The sequence below is a fragment of the Streptomyces sp. NPDC052016 genome (assembly GCF_044548445.1).
Taxonomy (GTDB): domain Bacteria; phylum Actinomycetota; class Actinomycetes; order Streptomycetales; family Streptomycetaceae; genus Streptomyces.
Map to the genome: position 1 here is coordinate 155,474 of NZ_JBIUBX010000006.1, position 20,831 is coordinate 176,304.

General features: G+C 73.3%; 19 protein-coding genes. 9 read left to right on the plus strand and 10 right to left on the minus strand.

The window, feature by feature from the left end; genetic code table 11:
- Positions 1-285 precede the first annotated feature (285 nt).
- The 5 genes from ACIHAR_RS10125 to ACIHAR_RS10145 form a co-directional block, all read right to left on the minus strand.
- The gene (locus ACIHAR_RS10125) at positions 286-1,101 is read right to left on the minus strand and encodes a TetR family transcriptional regulator (RefSeq protein WP_400018420.1); all 816 of its coding nucleotides are present in this window, start codon (positions 1,099-1,101) and stop codon (positions 286-288) included.
- A gap of 136 nt (positions 1,102-1,237) precedes the next feature.
- Positions 1,238-3,043, minus strand: a complete 1,806-nt coding sequence (locus ACIHAR_RS10130) for a 3-hydroxyacyl-CoA dehydrogenase family protein (RefSeq protein WP_400018423.1) — start codon at positions 3,041-3,043, stop codon at positions 1,238-1,240.
- Positions 3,044-3,456: 413 nt separating this feature from the next.
- Positions 3,457-3,846 (minus strand): hypothetical protein, encoded by a 390-nt coding sequence (locus ACIHAR_RS10135; RefSeq protein WP_365459351.1) that lies wholly within the window; start codon positions 3,844-3,846, stop codon positions 3,457-3,459.
- An 88-nt stretch (positions 3,847-3,934) separates the two neighbouring features.
- The gene (locus tag ACIHAR_RS10140; protein ID WP_400018426.1) at positions 3,935-4,402 is read right to left on the minus strand and encodes a hypothetical protein; all 468 of its coding nucleotides are present in this window, start codon (positions 4,400-4,402) and stop codon (positions 3,935-3,937) included.
- A complete protein-coding gene (locus ACIHAR_RS10145) occupies positions 4,390-4,902 on the minus strand; it encodes a hypothetical protein (protein ID WP_400018428.1) in 513 nt (170 codons plus the stop codon). Before ACIHAR_RS10145 ends, ACIHAR_RS10140 begins: the two co-directional genes overlap by 13 nt.
- Before the next feature lie 646 nt (positions 4,903-5,548).
- On the opposite strand from ACIHAR_RS10145, the gene ACIHAR_RS10150 reads away from it, so the two are divergent.
- Positions 5,549-6,124, plus strand: coding sequence for an adenylosuccinate lyase (locus ACIHAR_RS10150; protein ID WP_365459360.1), 576 nt, complete (start codon positions 5,549-5,551; stop codon positions 6,122-6,124).
- A gap of 31 nt (positions 6,125-6,155) precedes the next feature.
- On the opposite strand, the gene ACIHAR_RS10155 is transcribed toward ACIHAR_RS10150, so the two are convergent.
- From ACIHAR_RS10155 to ACIHAR_RS10170, 4 genes are all read right to left on the minus strand, one after another.
- Positions 6,156-6,686, minus strand: coding sequence for a GNAT family N-acetyltransferase (locus ACIHAR_RS10155; protein WP_400018430.1), 531 nt, complete (start codon positions 6,684-6,686; stop codon positions 6,156-6,158).
- Complete coding sequence (locus ACIHAR_RS10160) at positions 6,683-7,081, minus strand: RidA family protein (RefSeq protein WP_365459363.1); 399 nt, start codon at positions 7,079-7,081, stop codon at positions 6,683-6,685. Before ACIHAR_RS10160 ends, ACIHAR_RS10155 begins: the two co-directional genes overlap by 4 nt.
- Before the next feature lie 62 nt (positions 7,082-7,143).
- A complete protein-coding gene (locus ACIHAR_RS10165; protein ID WP_400018433.1) occupies positions 7,144-8,724 on the minus strand; it encodes an alpha/beta hydrolase in 1,581 nt (526 codons plus the stop codon).
- Positions 8,725-8,859: 135 nt separating this feature from the next.
- Complete coding sequence (locus ACIHAR_RS10170; protein ID WP_365459369.1) at positions 8,860-9,903, minus strand: Rv2578c family radical SAM protein; 1,044 nt, start codon at positions 9,901-9,903, stop codon at positions 8,860-8,862.
- A 168-nt stretch (positions 9,904-10,071) separates the two neighbouring features.
- On the opposite strand from ACIHAR_RS10170, the gene ACIHAR_RS10175 reads away from it, so the two are divergent.
- The 5 genes from ACIHAR_RS10175 (at position 10,072) to ACIHAR_RS10195 (ending at position 17,021) form a co-directional block, all read left to right on the plus strand.
- Positions 10,072-10,515, plus strand: coding sequence for an SRPBCC family protein (locus ACIHAR_RS10175; protein WP_365459372.1), 444 nt, complete (start codon positions 10,072-10,074; stop codon positions 10,513-10,515).
- Between the two features lie 161 nt (positions 10,516-10,676).
- The gene (locus ACIHAR_RS10180) at positions 10,677-13,082 is read left to right on the plus strand and encodes an MFS transporter (protein WP_400018435.1); all 2,406 of its coding nucleotides are present in this window, start codon (positions 10,677-10,679) and stop codon (positions 13,080-13,082) included.
- Between the two features lie 142 nt (positions 13,083-13,224).
- Positions 13,225-15,687 carry a SpoIIE family protein phosphatase gene (locus ACIHAR_RS10185; protein WP_400018438.1) on the plus strand — a complete coding sequence of 821 codons (2,463 nt, stop codon included), beginning with the start codon at positions 13,225-13,227 and terminating at the stop codon, positions 15,685-15,687.
- A 138-nt stretch (positions 15,688-15,825) separates the two neighbouring features.
- The gene (locus ACIHAR_RS10190; RefSeq protein ID WP_400018440.1) at positions 15,826-16,551 is read left to right on the plus strand and encodes a methyltransferase domain-containing protein; all 726 of its coding nucleotides are present in this window, start codon (positions 15,826-15,828) and stop codon (positions 16,549-16,551) included.
- 128 nt (positions 16,552-16,679) lie between these two features.
- Positions 16,680-17,021 carry a DoxX family protein gene (locus ACIHAR_RS10195; RefSeq protein WP_400018442.1) on the plus strand — a complete coding sequence of 114 codons (342 nt, stop codon included), beginning with the start codon at positions 16,680-16,682 and terminating at the stop codon, positions 17,019-17,021.
- A 7-nt stretch (positions 17,022-17,028) separates the two neighbouring features.
- Here the strand turns inward: ACIHAR_RS10195 and ACIHAR_RS10200 are convergent, their stop codons facing one another.
- Positions 17,029-17,916 carry a sigma factor gene (locus ACIHAR_RS10200; protein WP_400018444.1) on the minus strand — a complete coding sequence of 296 codons (888 nt, stop codon included), beginning with the start codon at positions 17,914-17,916 and terminating at the stop codon, positions 17,029-17,031.
- Between ACIHAR_RS10200 and ACIHAR_RS10205 the strand changes: the two genes are divergently transcribed.
- From ACIHAR_RS10205 to ACIHAR_RS10215, 3 genes are all read left to right on the plus strand, one after another.
- Positions 17,846-18,394: a sigma factor-like helix-turn-helix DNA-binding protein gene (locus ACIHAR_RS10205; RefSeq protein ID WP_400018446.1), complete on the plus strand. Its 549-nt coding sequence runs from the start codon at positions 17,846-17,848 to the stop codon at positions 18,392-18,394. The genes ACIHAR_RS10200 and ACIHAR_RS10205 overlap by 71 nt on opposite strands.
- 304 nt (positions 18,395-18,698) lie before the next feature.
- On the plus strand, positions 18,699-19,532 hold the full coding sequence (locus ACIHAR_RS10210; protein WP_365459381.1) for a M55 family metallopeptidase: 834 nt from the start codon (positions 18,699-18,701) through the stop codon (positions 19,530-19,532).
- On the plus strand, positions 19,525-20,829 hold the full coding sequence (locus tag ACIHAR_RS10215) for a M20/M25/M40 family metallo-hydrolase (RefSeq protein ID WP_400018449.1): 1,305 nt from the start codon (positions 19,525-19,527) through the stop codon (positions 20,827-20,829). The genes ACIHAR_RS10210 and ACIHAR_RS10215 overlap by 8 nt, the downstream gene beginning before the upstream one ends.
- Positions 20,830-20,831 lie beyond the last annotated feature (2 nt).

Genomic DNA, 20,831 nt, shown 5'->3' on the forward strand with positions numbered 1-20,831 from the left:
TTGCCTGTGACGCAGGCGTCCGGGCGCGCAGGCCGGGAGCGGCTTGCGGGGACAGCCGACGTACGAATGGTCTCTGCACGCCGGCCGCCCGGACTCCTTCAACGTATGACACCGCGTGTCACCCCGCAAGGCACTGAGTGCCAGAACTTCTACTCAGCTGAAATCTTTACGTAACAAATGAGCGATGATCGATCGAACGCCCTCGGAAATCCACGCGAAAAGGGCCCTTGACGTGCCAAAACGGCCACCCGGTCGGGTGGCCGTTCTCACAGGGGCGGCGGCGGGTCAGCGCTCCTTGAGCGCCTGCTCGATGGTCCGCATGACCTCGTCCAGCGGGGCGTCGGTGCGGGCGACCGTCACCAGGACCTCACCCTGCGCGGAGACGGCGGCGGGCGCCGGCCGGGGCGAGGCGGAGTTGCCGCGCCCGGCCCCGATGCCCGTCCCGAACGTCTTCCGCACGATCGCGAAGGCGTGGTCGAGCTGCGCCTCGACGTCGCCCTGGCCCCCGGCCCTCAGCCAGCGCCGCAGGACGTGGTTGTGGGCGGTGACCACGGCCGACGCGGCGACCTCCGCCAGCAGCGGATCGTCGTTGGCGTCGTCGTCGTGGGCGTGCTCGTCGAAGTGGCCGAGGAGGTAACGGGTGAAGAGGCGCTCGTAACGGGCCACCGACGCGATCTCCGCCTCGCGCAGGGTGGGCACTTCGCGCGTCAGCTTGTAGCGGGCGACCGAGATCTCCGGCCGTGCCGCGTACATCTTCATGACTTCCTTGATCCCGCGGCACACCGTGTCCAGCGGGTGCTCGTGCGCGGGGGCCGCGTTCAGCACCGCCTCGGCGCGGATCAGGGTGTCGTCGTGGTCGGGGAAGATCGCCTCTTCCTTGGAGCGGAAGTGGCGGAAGAAGGTGCGGCGGGCGACCCCGGCCGCGGCCGCGATCTCGTCGACGGTGGTCGCCTCGTACCCCTTGGTCGCGAACAACTCCATCGCCGCGGCCGCCAGTTCCCGGCGCATCTTGAGCCGCTGGGCCGCCGCGCGGGAGCCTGCGGCACTTTCCGGCGCGTCGGGCGTGGCTGGTGTACGTGAGGACTTGGCGGGCTGGGACATGACCCGAACGTACTGCATGTGCGCAGCTCGGTGCGCATGTCCGGGGTTTCCCCCGCCCTCCGCGGGCGGGGGAGGGGCCGCCGGTTCCAGCAGCCCGCCCCAGTCCTCACCGGCTCGGAACCAGTCGCCGACGCCGTCAGCGGCGGGCATATTCGCGGAAGCCGCGGCCCGTCTTGCGGCCGAGGCAGCCCGCGGCCACCAGGTGCTCCAGGAGCGGCGCCGGAGCCAGTCCCGGGTCGCGGAACTCGCGGTGCAGCACCTTCTCGATGGCGAGCGAGACGTCGAGCCCGACGACGTCCAGCAGTTCGAAGGGGCCCATCGGGTAGCCGCCGCCCAGCTTCATCGCCGCGTCGATGTCGTCGAGTGACGCGTAGTGCTCCTGCACCATCTTGATCGCGTTGTTGAGGTACGGGAACAGCAGCGCGTTCACGATGAAGCCCGCGCGGTCGCCGCAGTCCACGGCGTGCTTCCTGACCTTGCGGCACACCTCGTGGACCGTCGCGTGGACGTCCTCGCCGGTCAGCACGGTACGGACGACCTCGACCAGCTTCATCGCGGGCGCGGGGTTGAAGAAGTGCATGCCGATCACGTCCTGGGGACGCGAGGTCGCGCGGGCCAGCGCGACGACCGGCAGCGAGGAGGTGGTCGTCGCCAGCACCGCGCCCGGCTTGCACACCTTGTCCAGCGTCGCGAACAGCTGCCGCTTGACCTCCAGGTCCTCGGCGATCGCCTCGACGGCCAGGTCGACGTCGGCGAAGGCGTCGTAGGAGCCGGCCGGGGTGATCCGGTCCAGGGTCTGCGCGGCGGCCTCCGCGGTGAGCCGGCCCTTGTCGACGGAACGCGACAGCGACTTGCCGATCCGGGCCTTCGCGGTCTGCGCCTTCTCCTCGCTGCGGGCGGCCAGGATGACGTCGTAGCCCGCCTTGGCGAAGACCTCGGCGATGCCCGAGGCCATCGTCCCGGAGCCCGCGACACCGACCGAGCGGACCGGACGGCCGGGGATCCCGGTACCGCCGGAAGCGGGGGTCAGCGCGTCGTGCACGACCGTCGCGCTGTTCGGCGCCTCGTAGGTGTAGAAGCCGCGGCCCGACTTGCGGCCGGTCAGGCCGGCCTCGCTGAGCTGCTTGAGGATGGGCGCGGGGGCGTGCAGCCGGTCGTGGGAGGCGGCGTACATGGCCTCGAGGACCGTGCGCGCGGTGTCGATGCCGATCAGGTCGAGCAGGGCGAGCGGGCCCATCGGCAGGCCGCAGCCCAGCCGCATCGCGGCGTCGATGTCCTCACGGGAGGCGTACTTCGCCTCGTACATCGCGGCGGCCTGGTTGAGGTAGCCGAACAGCAGCCCGTCCGCGACGAACCCGGGGCGGTCGCCGACCGCGACCGGCTCCTTGCCCAGGTCGAGGGCGAGGTCGGTGACGGCGGTGACGGCGGCCGGCGCGGTCAGCACCGAGGAGACGATCTCGACCAGCTTCATCGCCGGCGCCGGGTTGAAGAAGTGCAGTCCGAGCACCCGCTCCGGGCGCGCCGAGTCGGCGGCGAGCCGGGTGACGGACAGCGCGTTGGTCCCGGTCGCCAGGATCGCCTCGGGCCGCACGATCCCGTCCAGCTCCCGGAAGAGCTGCTGCTTGATCTCGTACGACTCCGGCGCCACCTCGATGACGAGGTCGGCGTCGGCCGCCGCCCGCAGGTCGGTGGAGGTGCGGACGCGGGAGAGGGCGTCCGCGCGCTCCTGTTCGGTCAGCCGGCCGCGCTCCACGGCGCGGGCGGTGGAGGCCTCCAGCGCGGCGAGGGACCGCGCGGCCTGGGCCTCGCTGACGTCGATGCCGATCACCTCGCGGCCGGCCTTGGCCAGGACCTCGGTGATGCCGGTGCCCATGGTGCCGAGGCCGACGACGGCGATCGTCCGCAGCGGGGACTGAGAGGCGGGGGACAGGGGAGTGGCCATCGCGGGACTCCAGAGAATGAGGGTGACGACTGGGAATGCGCCCGGGTGCGCCGAGGGTCTCCGGAGAGGCCCGGGCGCACCGGGTGCGTCGAGGAGTGCGGGTGTTGCCGGGCTGCGAGCGCACACGCCCGGGACCGTCGCTGCGGACGTGCACACGTCCGAGGAACGGTGATGACCGACCGGCCCTGTCCCGAGGCCGGGTCGTACGGGAGGTACGTGGTGTACCGAACCGACTTCCCTCCACCGCCTCGGGGGCGGGGGAGGTGCCTGCGTTGCGACGGCTGCGTCACCAGGCCGCCGCAAGCGGGTGTGCGAGTGGGTGACTCGCTCGTATGAGCTTAACCCGTGAGTAACGAGCGCGCCAGCCCTCTGTCGTTGTGAGGTGGCTCGCTCCGCGGCCGCCCGACCGGTCCTCAGGTGTCGCCGCCCGAACCGTCCTTGCGGCGGATGTGCAGGTAGACGGTGACGCAGACTCCGATGCCGGCCACGGCGACCGAGGCCAGGCCGACGTAGACCCCGGCGAGGACGGGCCGGCCGGTCACCTCCACGATGGCGAGGCCGATGGCGCAGAGGCAGCCGGCGACCAGCGCGTAGATGGTGGTCTTGAGGGCGAGGAGGCGCCGGCGCAGCCGCCGGCCGCCGGCGAAGTCGCGTACGGCGGTGGCCTCGCCACCGGCGGGGACGGCCGGAGCGGCGGCCGGGACGGCGGGGACGGCCGGAGCGGCGGCGGGCGCGGTGGGCTCGTCGCCGGACGGATCCGGGCTCTCGGCCTCCGGCCGCGGTGGAATCTCGTGGGTCGCCATCGTGGTGCGCTTTCTGTTCGGGGCCGGGGGTGGGGCGCCGGACGCCGCCGCTCCGCCGGGGAGGGGGAGCGGCGGCTCCGTCGGGGCGTCAGCCGACCAGCGCCTCCGCGCTCGCGGGCTGCGTCACGACGGCACGGCCGCCCCGCGGGGGCGGACCGGCCGTGCCTTCGGCGCGGTGGGTGCGGCCGTCGGGGGTGCGGTGCCCGGGGGCGTCGCCGTCGGTGTCCTCGTGCCGGGCCTGGCGCGGTCCGGTCCTCGAACGGACGCTCTCCCCGTGGAGCAGCCGGTCCAGGACCAGGCGGACGATCGCCCCGCCCGGCAGGTGACGCAGGGCGAGCAGGGCGCTTCGCGCGGCGGACGGGTTGCGTGCCGTGTCGAAGTACAGCGGTGAGGTCCAGGGAGCCTCGCCGGGATCGCCCCCCGCCGCCCGCCGCTCGATCTCCGCCTCGATGTCCTCGAAGTACCGGGCATCGTTCTCCAGCCACTCCTGCGGAGTGGGTGGAGCGGCATGGTCGATCAGACGCGCCGCGCGGCGGTGTGTCGTCACATGGGGCATGCCTTCTCCTTCCTTCTGTCGGTCTCCACGTCGAAGAAGCCCTTCTGGAGCTCCTCCACGGAGACGCCGGCGGTCGTCAGGTCGTCCTTGGCCTGTTTCATGAGCTTGCTGGTCCAGCCCTCGGAGCAGCCCAGCACCTCGGCGGTCCTGGCGTTGGTCCAGCCCAGGGAGGCGATGAGCCGGTAGACCGCCCGCCGCTTCTTCGGCAGGGCGTCGACCTGGACCAGCCAGGGACGGAACTCGTCGTCCAGCTCGCCGAACCTGAAGCCGTACAGCGAGACGAGGGGGATCAGGTGCACCTCGCAGGGGCCGCGACGGTCCCGCAGCCCCTGCACGTCGTCGGCCGCCAGCTGCATGGTCATGTCCATCAGCCGCTCGTACGCCTCTCCGACGCCGGTTCCGGCGGGGAGGCGGGGCAGCGTCCGGGCGAAGGCCTCCTGGGTGACGGCCGTGATGTTGCAGCGCGGGTCGTCGTAGGTCTCGAACGTGTCGAGCCGCACCTTGTGGAACAGACCGCGTATCAGTCCGCGTTGGTGGGACCGATCGAGTGGCGGGGAAGAACTCATGTGTTCAAGGCCCTTCGGACAAAGCGACGGCGCCGCCGGGCGCCTCGGTGCAGGAGCCCATCGGCTCCGCATCGACGGCACACATCATCAGGGGGGTGACCGCGGACCCTTTCCTGTCGGTCTCGCAGCCACTCGATGACTCATTACTTATCGGTAGCAACGCTCTGTGATCATTCTTGGGTAGACCACTGCCCGGTGATGTGCGCGGCGGTGGGGGATGCGTCCACAACGGCCGTCCCTCGGGCCGTTGGATGGGTCATCGTACTGACGAGGTCGGCCACCTCTTTCCGTCCCGCGAGCACACCCGGGCGGACGATCTTCCTTCGAAAGTGACGCGAATACGCCTGCGAGTGACCGGAGTTGGGCATGAGGTCGCGCTCCGTGTCCGGGTCCTGCGGCATTGCTGCACGTCACTGGGGGAGGAGGGACCGCACCGGCGCCCGTCGCGGGCCGGACGGGGAACGGGCGTGCGTATCTCGCAGGCGCGTTCGCGATCCCGGAACGTGCGCTCGTCGTGCTTCCGTGCGCCGCTGCGCGCCGCCCGTCCCCGGGGCCGCGCGCCAGCCCCTACCCTCGACCCATGGACGAAGAGTTGCGGGCGCTCACCGAGCGCTTACGGCGGGAGTCGGGCGGGACGGCGGCCTACGAACGGCTGGCGGACACCACCGACCGCGACGAACTGGCGGGCGTGCTCACCGAGTCGGGGAGGCCGCTGTGGGCCCGGGAGCTGGCCGCGTTCCGGCTCGGGCTCGCCGGGGACCGGCGGGCCTTCGAAGCCCTCGTCCTGCTGCTCAACCACCGCGACCCACCGCGCTGCGCCTCCGCCGCCTACGCCCTGGCCCGCCTCGGTGACCCGCGCACCGCGCGCGCCGCGGCCGCCCTGGCCACCAACGAACTGCGCGTCGCCTACGCCCTGCACCCCGTCCGGCTCCTGGTGGAGCTGCGCGCGCCCGAGTCCGTGCCCGCGCTGATCACCACCCTGCGGCGCCGGCTGCGCCCGCACGACCCCTACCGCGGGGTGGCCCTCGCCTGCGTCGACGGCCTCGGCGCCCTCGGCGACGACCGCGCCCGCCCCGTCCTGAACGAGGCCCTCGCCCACCCGGTCCTCGCGGAGGCGGCCGTGCGGGCGCTGGGGCGGATCCCGCGGCAACGGTGAGCGACTTCGGCCGCGCGCGGGGGAGGGGGTTTCACTGCCGGGCCGTCAGGTCCCTCACGTACCGCACCTCCGGGACCGCCACCCCGTCCACCTCGAAGGGTTCCTCGGCGCCGTCGGCGTGGAAGCCCGCCCGTGCGTAGAAGGCGCGGGCGGGCGTGTTGTCCTTGAGGACCCACAGGTACATGCGCCGGTGGCCGCGGGCCTCGTTCTGCCGCACCGCCTCGGTGAGGAGCGTCCGCCCGATGCCGGTGCCGACGTGGGCGGAGTGGACGTAGAGCGCGTACAACTCGGCGCCCGGTGTGCGGTGTTCGCCGTCGCGGTAGGGGCCGTGGGCCGCCCAGCCCACCACCTCGCCGGCCTGCTCCGCGACCAGGTTCACCACGCTGCCGTCGCCCCGCGAGAGCCGGCTGCGGCGCCGCTCGGCGTCCTCGGCGACGCTGAGCGCGTCGAGGTGGGACTGCGGGACGAGGCCCCGGTAGGCGGTCCGCCATCCGCGGATGCGGATCTCGGCGACACGGTCGCAGTCGGCGAGCGTCATCGCGCGGACCAGCGGAGCCGTCACTCGGGCACCACCGCGAACGCCTCGATCTCCATCAGGAACTCGGGGCGCACCAGTGCGGAGACCTGCACGGCCGAGGAGGCCGGGAGGCGGTCGTCGGGTATGTGCGCGGCGCGCGCCGCGCGGATCGCCGGCATGTGGGCCATGTCCGTGACGAAGTAGGTGAGTTTGACGACGTGGTCGAAGGTCGCGCCCGCGGCGGCGAGGCAGCGCCGCAGGTTCTCGAAGACCTGACGCGCCTGGGCCTCGGGGTCGCCCGCGCCGACCAGCGCGTGGTGTTCGTCGAGGGGAAGTTGCCCGGAGACGGCCACGAAACGGCCGGTGCCCAGGACGACGTGCGTGTACTGGGCGGCCGCGGCGACGCCGTCGGGGGAGGGGATCCTGGTCAGCTCACTCATGCCCTCCATGCTGGACCACGGGTCCGACGACGCCCCCGACGGGTCGCCGGACGGCAGGAGCCTCAGCCCCGGAAGCCGAGCAGCCCGTGGAGGGCGGAGCCGTGGGCGGTGCTCGAGGCGACCTTCGCGTCGAGCGGTTTGGGGTCGGGCAGCGCGGCGCACACCGCGTCGGCCGTGCCGCCGCTGCCGCGCGGCACCGTGCCGTCCGTCAGGTACGCCGCCAGGTGCTTGTCCAGGCAGGCGTTCCCGCTCAGCGTGATGCCGTGGTTGCCGCCGCCCTCCTCGACGACGAGGCTCGACCCGCGCAGCAGGGCGTGGACCGTCGCACCGCCCTCGTAGGGGGTGGCCGCGTCCTCCGTCGCCTGGAACAGCAGGGCCGGCGGCAGCTTGCCGTTGGTGACGTTCACCGGACCCCGCGAGCGGGTCGGCCAGAACGCGCACGGGGCGTTGTACCAGGCGTTGTTCCAGGTCATGAACGGCGCCTTCTCGTGCACCGCCCAGTTGTCCGACCGCCAGGCGTCCCAGTCCCGCGGCCAGGAGGCGTCGCGGCACTGCACCGCGGTGTAGACGCTGTAGCCGTTCTCGCCCGCGGGGTCGACCGCGGCGAAGTGCCGGTACGCCTCGACCAGCGGGGCCGTGTCCGCGTCGTTGACGTACGCGGCGAACGCCTCGGCGAGGTAGGGCCAGTAGCCGTTGTAGTAGCCGCCCGGCAGGAAGGTGTCCTCCAGCTCCGCGGCGCCCACCGTGCCGCCCGCCGGGGTCTTCGCCAGCGCCGTCCGCATCGCGTACCACCGGGCCTCGACCGTCCCCGGGTCGGTGCCGAGCCGGTAGGTGGCGTCGTGGCGGGCGATCCACGCCATCAGGGCCCGGTGGCGGGCGTCGAAGGCGTGGTCCTGGGCGAGGTTGTCGTCGTACCACACGCCGCCGGGGTCGACGACCGAGTCGAGGACCAGACGCCGCACCCGCTGCGGGAACAGCTTGGCGTAGACCGTGCCCAGGTACGTGCCGTACGAGTAGCCGAAGTAGTTCAGCCGCGGCGCGCCGAGGGCGTGGCGGATCGCGTCCATGTCCCGGGCGGCGCTGCGCGTGTCGAGGTACGGCAGCACGCTCGCGTACTTCTGGCCGCAGGCCGCGGCGAAGGACCTGGCGCGATCGAGGTTGGCCCGTTCGACCGCCGCGGTGCCCGGCAGGGAGTCGGGCCGCACCGGGCCGAAGTGGCCGGGACCGCAGTTCAGGGCGGGCGTGCTCCTGCCCACCCCGCGGGGGTCGAAGCCGATGACGTCGTACTGGGCGGCCACGTCCTTCGGCAGGGCCGACGCGACGAACCCGGCGAGCGTCAGCCCGCTGCCGCCGGGACCGCCGGGGTTGACCAGCAGCGGCCCCTGGTAGTGCTTCGCGGTGTGCGGGACGCGGGAGAGCGCGAGCGTGATCTGCTTGCCCGACCGGTTGCGGTGGTCGAGCGGCACCTTCAGGAACGCGCACTGCAGCCTCGGGTGGTCGGCGGTGGCGCACTTCTTCCAGGTGAGCTTCGCCGCCGGGACGGGCTCCGGGGCGTGCGACGGGCTCGCACCCGCGGGCACGGCGGTCAACGTCCCGGCCACGACGATCGCGGCACCGCACAGCACGGCCGTGCGTCTTCTCATGGAGTCCTCCCAGGACGGAGGTCGACGGACCGCGTGGATCACGGCCCTCGGCGCATCGTCCCGGAGAGCGGGCCCGCGAGAACCTGTTCCGGCGATACTTGACCCGTTTGGGTCGCGGGATGCCCTCGAACGCGCTCAGAGCAGGGTCAGTTGGGTCGGGCCGGAGGCCACGGGCTCCTCCACCGGCTCGGGCGGCCGGATCCTGCGGGGCGTCCCCGCGCGCGTGGGGCCGATCCCGTACTCCTCGGCCAGGTCGTGGACCTGGCGGGTGATCCGGCGCTGGTACCACTTCGGCGCGTAGGCGCCGTCCGCGTAGAGCCGCTCGTAGCGGCGCACCAGGTGCGGATGGTGCCGGCCGAGCCACGCCATGAACCACTCGCGGGCGCCGGGCCGCAGATGCAGCACCAGGGGGGTGACGGAGGTGGCCCCGGCCGCGGCGATCGCCCGCACGGTGTCCCGCAGTTGGGCCGGCTCGTCGCCGAGGAAGGGGATCACGGGCGCCATCAGCACCCCGCATCCGATGCCGTGCTCGCCGAGGGTCCGTACGACGTCCAGGCGGCGCTCGGGGGCCGGCGTGCCCGGCTCGACGGTGCGCCACAGCTCGGTGTCCGTGAAGCCGACCGACACGGAGATGCCCACGTCGGTCACCTCGGCGGACTGCTTCAGCAGGTCCAGGTCGCGCAGGATCAGGGTGCCCTTGGTCAGGATCGAGAAGGGGTTCGCCCGGTCGCGCAGGGCCGCCAGGATGCCCGGCATCAGCCGGTAGCGGCCCTCCGCGCGCTGGTAGCAGTCGACGTTGGTGCCCATGGCGACGTGCTCGCCGTGCCAGCGCGGCGAGGCGAGCTGGCGGCGCAGCAGTTCGGGCGCGTTCACCTTGACGACGATCTGGGTGTCGAAGCCGATGCCGGTGTCCAGGTCGAGGTAGCTGTGCGTCTTGCGGGCGAAGCAGTACACGCACGCGTGCGTGCACCCGCGGTAGGGGTTGACGGTCCACTCGAACGGCATCCGGGAGGCGCCCGGCACCCGGTTGAGGATCGAGCGGGCGCGCACCTCGTGGAAGGTCATCCCGCGGAACTCGGGAGTGTCGAAGGTCCTGGTCGTGACCGCGTCCGCGCCGAACAGCGCGGCGTCCGCCGCCCGGTCGTGACGGGATTCCACGGTGAGGTTCTCCCAGCGCATGACGCCTCCTCGGTAGCACTGGGCCCACAATAGAACATCTGTTCCCATGATCGTGCGGGAGTCCTTTCCGATCGGCCCGCGACCGCTTGCGCCACCCCGATTTGGCGGCCGGGGACCGGGGTGGTTGGCTTGCCCCCATCCCGAGACACAAGGACCTGGAGGAACCCCATGGCGCAGGTCGAAGCCACCACCGAGCGGGTCGTCGCGGCGGACCCGGAGAAGGTGTTCGACACGCTCGCCGACTACAGCGGCACGCGCGCGAGGCTGCTCCCCGAGCACTTCAGCGAGTACGAGGTGCGCGAGGGCGGCGACGGCGAGGGCACCCTCGTCCACTGGAAGCTCCAGGCCACCAGCAAGCGCGTCCGCGACTGCCTCCTGGAGGTCACCGAGCCCACCGACGGCGAGCTCGTCGAGAAGGACCGCAACTCCTCGATGGTCACCGTCTGGCGCGTCACCCCGGCCGGCGAGGGCAGGTCCCGCGTCGTGGTGACCACCACCTGGACCGGCGCCGGCGGCATCGGCGGCTTCTTCGAGAAGACCTTCGCCCCCAAGGGTCTCGGCCGGATCTACGGCGCGATCCTCGCCAACCTCGCCGCCGAGGTCGAGAAGTAGCTCCCCGCGTCAAGGGCCCGACCGCCCTTGACCGTTGGCCCCCCTCACCGGTTCGAGTGGTTCTCCCTTCGGACCGGGTCTGTGCCGTAACTCGTCGCGCTTGCCCGGAGTTGCCGCTGTACGCGGCAACCGTGTGGCAGGTGCGACGAGGGGAGCGGCAGGTGCGCGGGACCACTCTGATGCGGGGCTCACTCCACGGCGGACCGCCGAGCACCCCCGCGGCGCCCCCGCGCGCCCCCGCCCCCGAACCGCCCCCGACCGCCGAACTCGGTCCGCGCCGGGTGCGGTTGGTCTTCTTCTCCCTCATGCTCGCGCTGTTGCTGGCGGCGCTGGAGCAGATGATCGTCGCCACCGCCCTGCCGAAGATCGTCGGCGAGCTGCACGGCCTGGACCGGATGTCCTGGACGATCACCGCCTACCTCCTCACCGCCACGATCGGGCTGCCGGTCTACGGCAAGCTCGGCGACCTCCTCGGCCGCAAGGGCGTCTTCCAGTTCGCCATCGTCGTCTTCGTCGTCGGCTCCGCGCTCGCCGGGCGGGCGCAGACCATGGACCAGCTGATCGCCTTCCGCGCCGTGCAGGGCGTCGGCGCGGGCGGCCTCATGATCGGCGTGCAGGCGATCATCGCGGACATCGTGCCGCCCCGGCGGCGCGGCCGCTTCATGGGCCTCATCGGGGCGGCCTTCGGCCTCGCCTCCGTCGCCGGACCGCTGCTCGGCGGCTACTTCACCGACCACCTCTCCTGGCGCTGGTGCTTCTACGTCAACGTCCCCTTCGGCCTGGTCACCCTCGCCGTCGTCACCGTCGTGCTGAAACTGCCGAAGCCGCGGGCCCGGGCGGGCTTCGACATCCTCGGCACCCTGCTGCTCGCCACCGCCTCCACCTGCCTCGTCCTGCTGACCGGCTGGGGCGGCACCGAGTACGCCTGGGACTCCCGCGTCATCCTCGGACTGGCCGCCGGAGCGGCCGTCGCCACCGCTCTCTTCCTCCTCGCCGAGCACGTCGCCGCCGAACCCCTCGTCCCCCTGCGGCTGCTGCGCGACCCCGTCTTCGCCGTCACCGGCCTGGTCGGGCTGGTGACCGGCGTCGCCCTGTTCGGCGCCGCCGCCTACCTGCCGACCTTCCTGCAGATGGTCGACGGGGTGTCCGCCACCGAGTCCGGCCTGCTGATGCTGCCCATGACGGGCGGCATCGTCGCCGCCTCCGTGCTCTCCGGGCAGCTCGTCACCCACACCGGCCGCTACAAGATCTACCCCGTCCTCGGCTGCGCCCTGGCCGCGCTCGGCATGTGGCTGCTGTCCCGGCTCGGGACCGACACGCCCCGGCTGCACTACGGCCTCTGGACGGCCGTCCTCGGCGCCGGCATCGGCCTGGTCATGCCCGTCCTGATCCTCGCCGTGCAGAACTCCGCGCGCCCCGCCGACCTCGGCACCGCCACCAGCGCCCACAACTACGTCCGCCAGATCGGCGGCAGCGCCGGCGCCGCGGTCTTCGGCACGCTCTTCGCCGCCCGGCTCACCGACGCCCTGCGCGAGCGCCTGCCCGCGGGGACGCGGACCGGCCTGCCCGACCCCCAGTCCCTCACCCCCCAGCTCGTCCACGCGCTGCCCCCGGCGCTGCGCGACGCCTACGTCCGCGCCTACGCCGACGCCATGCCGAGGATCTTCCTCTACCTCGTACCGGTGCTCGTCCTCGGCCTGCTCATCGCCTTCTTCCTCAAGGAGAGACCGCTGGTGTCCCACAACGCCGCCGAAACGGAGCCCGCGACCGTGAACACCCCGATCCCGCAGGCCCGTTCCCCGTACACCGCCGGAATCCCCGTCTGCGGCACGGTGCAGCACCCCGACGGGACCGTCGTCCCCCGCGCCGCGCTCACCCTCATCGACGTCGCCGGACAGCAGATCGGGCGGGGCGCCAGCGGCGAGGACGGGCGGTACGCGCTGGCCACACCGGGCTCAGGGGCCTACGTCCTGATCGCCGCCGCGGGCGGGCACCAGCCGCAGGCCGTCTCGGTCACCGTCGGGGAGCGCCCCGTCGAGCTGGACATCGTCCTGGGCGGCGCCGGACGCCTCGCGGGCAGCGTGCTCACCGCGGACGGCAGCCCCGTGCGGGACGCCGCCGTGACCCTCACCAACGTCCACGGAGAGGTCGTGGCGAGCACCCGCAGCGGACGCGAGGGCGGCTACGTCATCACCGAGCTGGTGGCCGGCGAGTACACCCTCGCCGCCAGCGCCCCCGCCTTCCGCCCGGCCGCGCTGCCCGTCACCGTCCAGGCCTCCCGGGAGACCCGCCAGGACGTCGAACTCGCCGGCGGGGCCCTGCTGCGCGGCACGGTCCGGGCCACCGGCGGCAGGCCCGTCGAGGACGCGCGCGTGACGCTCCTCGACGCGGCGGGCAACGTCGTCGACACCCTCACCACCGGCCCCGACGGGACCTTCCGCTTCGTCGACCTGGCGTCCGGCGAGTACACCGTCATCGCCGCCGGCTACCCGCCGGTCGCCACCGTGCTGCACGTCGCCGGAGGCGGCCGTACGGAGCGTGACCTGCAGCTCGGCCACGAGGACTGACGGGGACACGGGGGCGGGCGGCACCCCGTGCCGCCCGGGTGGAACCAATTCCAGAAATGCCGCACATCCCGAGCGGCGCGCGCCGTACGGTGGTGCCTGCGGGACAGATCTTGCACAGCTCTGGGGAGAGAGGGCCTGGGCCATGGACCGTGGCACCGAGCGGGACACGCCTCCCAGCCGCGGAGCCGGCAACGGTACGGCGGCCGGGCCCGCCGACGCCGGACGCATCCCGCTCGCCGTGGTCGTCGTCGACCGCGAAGGCCTCGTCTCCCACTGGAGCACCGGCGCCCGCCGCCTGTTCGGCGTCCCCAAGGACGACGCCATCGGGCAGTCCGCGCTCGACCTCCTCCCCGTCTCCGGCGCCCTCCCCGAAGTGGACGAGGACCTCCCCTACGAGGGGTACGCGGCCGCCGACGGCCTCGGACCCGGCCTGGGGACCTCCCTCGACGGCGGACTCGGCTACCCGGCCGCCGGACGGGCCCGGCTGACCGTCCCCGAACGGACCCGGGTCGACGTGCTCTGGTGGGCGTACCCGCTCGTCGGGCCGGGCCGTGAGCGGCTGCTCGTGCTGGCCGCCGACGCGGAGGGCCTGCACCGCGACGAACACGCGGACGGCCTGCTCGCCGAGCGGATCGCCCCCGGCTTCGCGTTGCACACCGACTTCCCCGGCGCCGAGGAACTCGCCCGCGGGCTCCCCGAGATCCTGCCCAGCATGAGCGTCGGCGAGAGCGCCCGCATCGTCTCCCAGGTCCTCGAACTCGGCTACCCCGTCCTGGAGTTCAGCCACAACGACCGGGTGCCCGTCACCCCGGACTGGGGCGTGGCCCGGCGCGTCCGGCGCAGAGCCCGCCGCGAGCGCGCCGAACGCGCGGCCGCCGCGGGCCTGCCGCAGCCCGAGGACCCCGACGACGAGGGCGAGGACCTGGAACACGTCGCCGTCCGCGAACGCCTGGAATTCCTCAACGAGGTCAGCGGGCGGATCGGCACCTCCCTCGACCTTTCCCGCACCATCGTCGAGGTCAGCAAGGCCGTCGTCCCCCGCTTCACCGACGTCGCCGGCACCTATCTGCGCGAACAGGTCGTCGCCGGCGAGGGCTTCCCCGAGGGCGTACCGGACACGACCACCCTGTGGCACCGGGTCGCCGTCGAGCACACCGACGAACCCGGCCGCTGGGACGACGTCGTCCCCGTCGGCGAGGCCATGCCCTTCCCGGCGCATACGCCGTTCTTCCAGTGCATGACCACCGGCGAGCCGGTCCTCGTGCCGCGCATCAGCGAGCAGATGGGCCACGCCATCGCCTCGCAGTTCGAGAAGCGTGACATCCGGCCCCTGATCACGGGCCGCTCCATGCTCGTCGTACCGCTCAAGGCCCGTGACGTCGTCCTCGGGTTCATGATCCTGCTGCGGCACCCCGAGCGCGCCGAGTTCAACGACATGGACCGGGTCACCGGCGCCGAACTCGCCGCCCGCGCCGGCCTCGTGCTCGACAACGCGCGCATGTACACCCACCAGGAGTCCGTCGCCGAGACGCTCCAGGACAGCATGCTGCCGCACATCCCGCCGCGGATGGCGGGCTGCGACATCGCCACCCGCTATCTGCCCGGCACCCTGCTCGGCCGCGTCGGCGGCGACTGGTTCGACTCCGTGAAACTGCCCGGCGCCCGCACCGCGCTCGTCGTCGGGGACGTCATGGGCCACGGTCTCAACTCCGCCGCGATGATGGGCCAGTTGCGCACGGCCGTCCAGACCATGGCCGCCCTCGACCTGCCGCCCGCGCAACTCCTGCGCAACCTCGACGACCTCGCCCAGCGTCTCGGCGACACCTACCTCGCGACCTGCCTGTACGCCGTCTACGACCCGATCGCGGGCGAACTGCACCTCGCCAACGCGGGCCACATCCCGCCCGTGCTGGTCCGCGCCGACGACGGCCGCAGCCGGCTGCTCGACCTGCCCACGGGAGCGCCGATCGGCGTCGGCGGAGTGCCCTTCGAGGCGGTGCGCGTACGCGTGGAGCCCGGCGACCGGCTGGTCATGTGCACCGACGGCCTGGTCGAGATGCGCGGCGAGGACATCGGCGTGGGCCTCGCCACGCTCTGCGAGTCGGCCGCCCACCCGGCCGCCTCCATGGACGACGCCTGCGACACCGTCATCCGCGCCCTCAACACCCGTGGCGGCCGCAAGGACGACGTGGCCCTGCTGATGGCCCGCCTCAACGGCATCGCCCCCGACGACGTCGCCGAGTGGACCTTCCCCCTCGACCCGCGCCAGGCCGGCCGGGCCCGCGCGGTGGTCCGCGAACAGCTCCACGCGTGGGGGCTGCCGAAGCTCGCCCACTCCGCCGAGCTGTTGGCCGGTGAGCTGGTCACCAACGCCGTACGGCACTCCCACGCCCGGCCCGTCGCCCTGCGGCTGGTCCGCGGGGACACCCTGCTGTGCGAGGTGGACGACGACGACCACGAGCTGCCGACCCTGCTGAGCGCCGGCCCCGGCGACGAGTACGGACGCGGGCTGCGCGTGGTGAGCACACTGGCCCGCGCGTGGGGCGCCAGCCGTACCGGCGGCGGCAAGTCCGTCTGGTTCGAACTCACGCTGCCCGGGCACTGAGCCGGGGCGCGACCGGGTGCGCTCTCGAACGGGGCGCGAAGGAACGCGCCCCCGCGCTTGTCCGTACCATCGGGGAGCGATACACCGTACTGGGCCGTCACCAACGACGGATCGGCCGCGCACCCTGGGGAGTTGGGCATGAGCGTGACGAGTCGGTACCGGGATGCCTGGGAGGGTTTCTGGCGGGAGGCCCCCGAGGAGGCGGGCGGGGTGTTCTGGGACGCCGACCCCGCGGTGACCGCCGCCCGTCACCTCGCCTTCTTCGAGCCCCGGCTGGTCGATCCCGGACTGCCGCTGATCGACCTGGGCTGCGGCAACGGCACCCAGACCCGTTTCCTCGCCGACCGGTTCCCGCACGTCATCGGCGTCGACCTGGCCGCCGCGGCCCTCGACCACGCCCGCCGTACCGACCCCGCCGGGCAGGCGTCGTACCGGCAACTGGACGCCGCCGGGAAGGGCGAGTCCGAGTCGCTGCACGCCGAACTCGGCGACGCCAACGTCTACATGAGGGGCGTCCTGCACCAGTGCGAGCCCGGCGACCGGCAGCCGCTGGTGGACGGGATCGCCGCGCTCCTCGGCGACCGCGGCCGCGCCTTCCTCGTCGAACTGTCGGAGGCCGCCCGCCCCGTCCTCGGCAATCTCGCCCAGAGCCCCGACGGGCCGCCGCCGAAGCTCGCGCCGGTCCTCCGGCACGGCATCGCCCCCGGCGAGGTCGCGGACGACGCGGTGCCGGTGTACCTGGGCGCCGCCGGACTCACCGTCCTCGCCTCCGGCGACCTCCCGCTCACCACCACCGAGTTCCTGCCCGACGGCACCCGGATCGAGCTGCCGTCGAAGTGGTTCCTGGCCGGCCGGACGGTGTGAGCACGGTCACAGTACGAAGGCGCTCGTCCGTCGTCACACTCGTGCGGCGCGCGGTGTCGGGGAGGTGAAGGAAGCCCGGAAGGCCCGGAACCCGGGAGCCCCGGACCCCCCGATGAGGAGTCGCCGCCATGTCCACCGCCTACGTCGTCGTCACCGTGCTGGGAGCCGTCATGGCCGGGTTCTCGGCCGCCTCCGTCTTCCTCGAGGCCGAGTGGACCGTGAAGCCGCTGGCCGACTACGGCGTGCCCCGCCCGTGGTGGCCGTGGCTGGGCGTCGCCAAGGCCGCCGGGGCGGTCGGGCTCCTGGCCGGGCTGTTGGTTCCCGTCGTCGGAGCGCTGGCCGCCGCCGGCCTGGTGCTGTACTTCCTCGGGGCCGTCGTGACGGTGCTGCGGGCCCGCTGGTTCTCGCACGTGCCGTTTCCGCTGGTCTACGCGGCGCCGGCGGCGGCCTCGCTCCTGCTGTGGTTCTGAGGGCCGGTCAGTCCCCGGGCGCGGCGGGACCGGACGCCTCGGGAGCGCGCGCGGCGGGGCCGGGACCGGCCGGGCCGAGCACGACGGCACCGAGCCCGGCGGGATCGGGCAGCGCCACCTCGATCCCGGCCAGCCGCTCCCGGTCCGCGACGGCGTCGATCCGTGTGATCCCCCCGTCCGTGAACGTGAAGAGGAGCACCAGCCGCAGTCGGCCGTGCGGCGCCATCGCGAGGCCGACCCGGCCGTCGAGCAGTGCGGCACCGGTGAACCGGGCCCGGCCCGTCGCCGCCATCGCTCCCTCGGCGACGGGACGGGCGCCGCTGACCGTGATCGGCTCCGGCGTCGGCACGACGAACCGGTCGGCGGTCAGCACCACGTCGGGGTGCAGCAGGGACAGGAGCGCCTCGAAGTCCCCGCCGCGGGTGGCGGCCAGGAACGCGTCGACCACCTCCCGCTGCCGGCCCAGGTCGGCGGCGGGGGCGGTCCCGCCCCTGACCCGCCGCCGGGCCCGGCTCGCGAGCTGCCGGGCGGCGGCCGGTGTGCGCTCGACGAGCGGGGCGATGCCGTCGAACGGCACCGCGAACAGGTCGTGCAGCACGAACGCCAGCCGCTCGTCGGGGGTCAGCGTGTCCAGCACGACCAGGAGCGCCACCCCGACCGAGTCGGCCAGCAGCGCCTCCTCCTCGGGGCCGGCCGCCTCCCGGGCGTCGGCCGTGTACGCCTCCAGCGGCTCCTCCCGCCGTGTCCGGCGCGCACGCAGCAGGTTCAGGCTCACCCGGCCCACCACCGTGGTCAGCCAGGCGGTGAGGTTCTCCACCTGGCCGATGTCGGCCCGGGAGGCGCGCAGCCAGGTCTCCTGCACGGCGTCGTCGGCCTCGGCGAGCGAGCCGAGCATGCGGTGGGCGATGGCCCGCAGGCGCGGCCGCTCCGCCTCGAAGCGTTCCGGCGGCAGGGTGTGCGTCGTCATGAGTCCCCGTTCGTGTCTGCCTCCGCGGAGGGTTCCGCGAGGAGATCAGAGCAGAGGAGCGTCCCGCGGGTTCCCTGGATGCGCGCGGACGAGATGTGATGCGCACCACACGGCCGGGATTGGGTACGCGACCGGGGCGATGTCCGTACCCAGGGCCGAACGGGCGCAGCCGCGCGGCCTGCCGGGCTTCGACGACGGCGTCGTCCTGCTGGATCTGCTGGCCGCGCTGCCGCAGGACCGGCGGGAGGCGTTCGTGCTCACCCAGCTCCTCGGTCTGCCCTACAGCGAGGCGGCCGAGCGCAGCGACTGCCCGGTCGGCACCGTGCGCTCGCGCGTGGCCCGCGCCCGCGCCACGCCGACCGGTCTGCTCCTCGAGGCGGACGAACCGGCCGTACTGGCGGCCTGACCCGTCCCGGGGAGGTCCACCGGCATGCCGCGTGGACCTCTCGGAGCCTCGGGATGCCTCGGGATGCACCCCGGCGACCGGGAGCGCGACGGGCCACCCGCGCGGCCCCGGCGCCCCGCACTGCGGCCGCACCGCGCACCCCACCCGGCCGCCGCCCTCGCGCGCCGGAAGCGGGTGTACCTCCCCGGTACCGGCCGGGAACCAGTGCCCCACCTCTCGGGAAAGAGGCGGTTCGCGACCCGGCGGCCACGGACCCCGTCGTCTTCGTGGCCGCCCGCGTCGCCGGCGCGTAACGTGACACCGCATGAAGATCCTCATCAGCGCCGACATGGAGGGTGCCACCGGCGTCACCTGGCCGGCCGACGTGCTGCCGGGGACGCCGCAGTGGGAGCGGTGCCGGACCCTGTTCACCTCGGACGTCAACGCGGCCGTCCTCGGCTTCTTCGACGGCGGCGCCGACGAGGTCCTCGTCAACGAGGCCCACTGGACCATGCGCAATCTCCTCCTCGAACAGCTCGACGAGCGGGTGCGGATGCTCACCGGGCGGCACAAGGCGCTGTCCATGGTGGAGGGTGTCCAGCACGGCGACGTCGACGGCGTCGCGTTCGTCGGCTACCACGCCGGCGCCGGCATGGAGGGCGTCCTCGCCCACACCTACCTCGCCAACTCCGTCACCGGGGTCTGGCTGAACGACGTACGGGCCAGCGAGGGACTGCTCAACGCGCACGTCGTCGCCGAGTACGGGGTGCCCGTGGTGCTGGTCACCGGGGACGACGTGGCCTGCGAGGACGCGCTCGGATACGCGCCGGAGGCGCTGAAGGTGGCGGTCAAGGACCATGTGTCGCGCTACGCCGCCGTGTGCCGCACGCCGGGCCGGACCGCCGCCGACATCCGGGCGGCGGCGACGGAAGCGGTCGGCCTGGCGGTCCGTCACGAACCGGTGCGCGGCGGTCCGTTCACCGTCGCCGTGGAGTTCGACGCCGAGCACCTGGCGATGGCGGCGACGGTCGTGCCCGGAGTGGCCCGGATCGGGGAGCGCAAGGTCGCGTACACCAGCGGCACCATGTACGAGGGCATCCGTACGTTCAAGGCGGTCACGACGGTCGTCGCGGCCGCGGTGGAGGAGCAGTATGGCTGACGCGCAGGCGAGGGACGAGGTGGTGCGGTTCACCTCCGACCTCATCCGGATCGACACCACCAACCGGGGCGGCGGGGACTGCCGGGAGCGGCCCGCCGCCGAGTACACGGCCGCACTGCTCGCGGAGGCGGGCGCCGAGCCGACGCTCCTCGAGCGCACCCCGGGCCGCACCAACGTCGTCGCCCGCATCGAGGGCACCGACCCGGCGGCCGACGCCCTCCTCGTCCACGGTCACCTCGACGTCGTGCCCGCCGAGGCCGCCGACTGGAGCGTGCACCCCTTCTCCGGGGAGGTGCGCGACGGCGTCGTGTGGGGGCGGGGCGCGGTCGACATGAAGAACATGGACGCGATGATCCTCGCCGTCGTCCGCGCCTGGGCCCGGGAGGGCGTCCGGCCGAGGCGTGACCTCGTCCTCGCCTTCACCGCCGACGAGGAGGACAGCGCCCGGGACGGCTCCGGTTTCCTCGCCGACGAGCACCCCCACCTCTTCGAGGGCTGCACCGAGGGCATCGGCGAGTCCGGCGCGTTCACCTTCCACGACGGCGGCGGACGCCGGATCTACCCCATCGCGGCGGGGGAGCGCGGCACCGGCTGGATCAGGCTCACCGCGCGGGGGCGCGCCGGGCACGGCTCCAAGGTCAACCGGGAGAACGCGGTGACCCGTCTCGCCGCCGCGATCACCCGGATCGGCGCGCACGAGTGGCCTCTGCGGCTGACGCCCACCGTGCGGGCCGCGCTCACCGAACTCGCCGCCCTCTACGGCATCGACGGCGGCCTCGACGACGTCGACGGCCTGCTGGAGAAGCTCGGACCGGCGGCCGCGCTGGTCGAGGCGACCGTCCGCAACAGCGCCAACCCGACCATGCTCGCAGCCGGTTACAAGATCAACGTGATTCCGGGTGAGGCCGTCGCGTATGTCGACGGGCGGTATCTGCCGGGCGGCGAGGACGAGTTCCGCGCCACCCTCGACGAACTCACCGGGCCCGACGTGGACTGGGAGTACCACCACCGCGAAGTCGCCCTCGAGGCGCCGGTGGACTCGCCCACGTTCGCCCGGATGCGGGCCGCCGTGGAGGAGTTCGCGCCCGAGGGGCACGTCGTCCCCTTCTGCATGCCCGGCGGCACCGACGCCAAGCAGTTCTCGCGGCTCGGGATCACCGGCTACGGCTTCGCGCCGCTGAAGCTGCCGGAGGGCTTCGACTACGCGGCCCTCTTCCACGGCGTCGACGAACGCGTCCCCGTCGAGGCCCTCCACTTCGGCGTGCGCGTACTCGACCGCTTCCTGCGGACGGCCTAGGC

Coding starts and splice junctions, on each gene's coding strand:
- ACIHAR_RS10125 (WP_400018420.1), bottom strand. CDS start 1,101: ATGTCCCAGCCCGCCAAGTCCTCACGTACACCAGCCACGCCCGACGCG.
- ACIHAR_RS10130 (WP_400018423.1), bottom strand. CDS start 3,043: ATGGCCACTCCCCTGTCCCCCGCCTCTCAGTCCCCGCTGCGGACGATC.
- ACIHAR_RS10135 (WP_365459351.1), bottom strand. CDS start 3,846: ATGGCGACCCACGAGATTCCACCGCGGCCGGAGGCCGAGAGCCCGGAT.
- ACIHAR_RS10140 (WP_400018426.1), bottom strand. CDS start 4,402: ATGCCCCATGTGACGACACACCGCCGCGCGGCGCGTCTGATCGACCAT.
- ACIHAR_RS10150 (WP_365459360.1), top strand. CDS start 5,549: ATGGACGAAGAGTTGCGGGCGCTCACCGAGCGCTTACGGCGGGAGTCG.
- ACIHAR_RS10160 (WP_365459363.1), bottom strand. CDS start 7,081: ATGAGTGAGCTGACCAGGATCCCCTCCCCCGACGGCGTCGCCGCGGCC.
- ACIHAR_RS10165 (WP_400018433.1), bottom strand. CDS start 8,724: ATGAGAAGACGCACGGCCGTGCTGTGCGGTGCCGCGATCGTCGTGGCC.
- ACIHAR_RS10170 (WP_365459369.1), bottom strand. CDS start 9,903: ATGCGCTGGGAGAACCTCACCGTGGAATCCCGTCACGACCGGGCGGCG.
- ACIHAR_RS10175 (WP_365459372.1), top strand. CDS start 10,072: ATGGCGCAGGTCGAAGCCACCACCGAGCGGGTCGTCGCGGCGGACCCG.
- ACIHAR_RS10185 (WP_400018438.1), top strand. CDS start 13,225: ATGGACCGTGGCACCGAGCGGGACACGCCTCCCAGCCGCGGAGCCGGC.
- ACIHAR_RS10190 (WP_400018440.1), top strand. CDS start 15,826: ATGAGCGTGACGAGTCGGTACCGGGATGCCTGGGAGGGTTTCTGGCGG.
- ACIHAR_RS10195 (WP_400018442.1), top strand. CDS start 16,680: ATGTCCACCGCCTACGTCGTCGTCACCGTGCTGGGAGCCGTCATGGCC.
- ACIHAR_RS10205 (WP_400018446.1), top strand. CDS start 17,846: ATGTCGGCCCGGGAGGCGCGCAGCCAGGTCTCCTGCACGGCGTCGTCG.
- ACIHAR_RS10200 (WP_400018444.1), bottom strand. CDS start 17,916: ATGCTCGGCTCGCTCGCCGAGGCCGACGACGCCGTGCAGGAGACCTGG.
- ACIHAR_RS10210 (WP_365459381.1), top strand. CDS start 18,699: ATGAAGATCCTCATCAGCGCCGACATGGAGGGTGCCACCGGCGTCACC.
- ACIHAR_RS10215 (WP_400018449.1), top strand. CDS start 19,525: ATGGCTGACGCGCAGGCGAGGGACGAGGTGGTGCGGTTCACCTCCGAC.